Source organism: Protofrankia sp. Cr1 (assembly GCF_963555865.1).
Classification (GTDB): domain Bacteria; phylum Actinomycetota; class Actinomycetes; order Frankiales; family Frankiaceae; genus Protofrankia.
Genome location: NZ_CAUVXO010000396.1, coordinates 4656 through 5195, shown reverse-complemented (window position 1 = coordinate 5195; position 540 = coordinate 4656). Strand labels below are relative to the sequence as shown.

Below are 540 nucleotides of genomic sequence, written 5' to 3'. Positions count from 1 at the left end.
GGGTCTTTCGCACATGGGGATTCGGTGGCTTGACCGGCCCAGTTTCCGATCATGATGGTCGGGTGGGGTCGACGCCGAGGAAGTCGAGAAGTTTTTGTTGAAGTGGTCGGGGTCGGGGGATGAACGCCGGCGCGCCGTCGCGGGCGGGAACGAGGCGCAGGCGGGCGAGGGCTTCGAAGATGAGCCGGCCAGTGGGCCGGGCGGGGTTACCGAAGTAGAGGCCGGCCATCGTCACAGCAGGGGATCGCGGCCCGGATGGCGCGTTCGACGAGGCTGAACACGAGCAACGCCAGGCAGATGACGTGGATGAGGGCGTGGATGCGCCGGTTGCTGTGCAGGAACATCGGGGCGACCGCGAGGGGGCCCTTGACGTCGTCGTAGCGGCGTTCGACGACTTCCTGCCTTTTGTAGCGGTGCAGGACCTCGGCCGGGTCGGCCTGGTCGGGCGGCAGGTTGGTGAGCAGGGCGTACCAGCCGTCGGAGGCGGCTTCGGCGTCCAGGACGGTCTGGTCGAAGTGCCAGGCCAGGGTGGGTTTTCCG

Annotated in this window: 1 protein-coding gene and 1 pseudogene; both read right to left on the bottom strand. The window is 67.8% G+C overall.

The window, feature by feature from the left end; all coding sequences use genetic code 11:
• Positions 1-49: 49 nt before the first annotated feature.
• A complete protein-coding gene (locus U9980_RS22220; RefSeq protein WP_322769704.1) occupies positions 50-229 on the bottom strand; it encodes a hypothetical protein in 180 nt (59 codons plus the stop codon).
• Positions 207-540 (bottom strand): annotated as a pseudogene (locus U9980_RS22215) (transposase); the annotation flags it as partial. The gene U9980_RS22220 and the pseudogene U9980_RS22215, both read right to left, overlap by 23 nt.

Excerpts from the sequence above, each read along its gene's own strand:
- U9980_RS22220 (WP_322769704.1), bottom strand. The coding sequence starts at position 229 with ATGGCCGGCCTCTACTTCGGTAACCCCGCCCGGCCCACTGGCCGGCTC.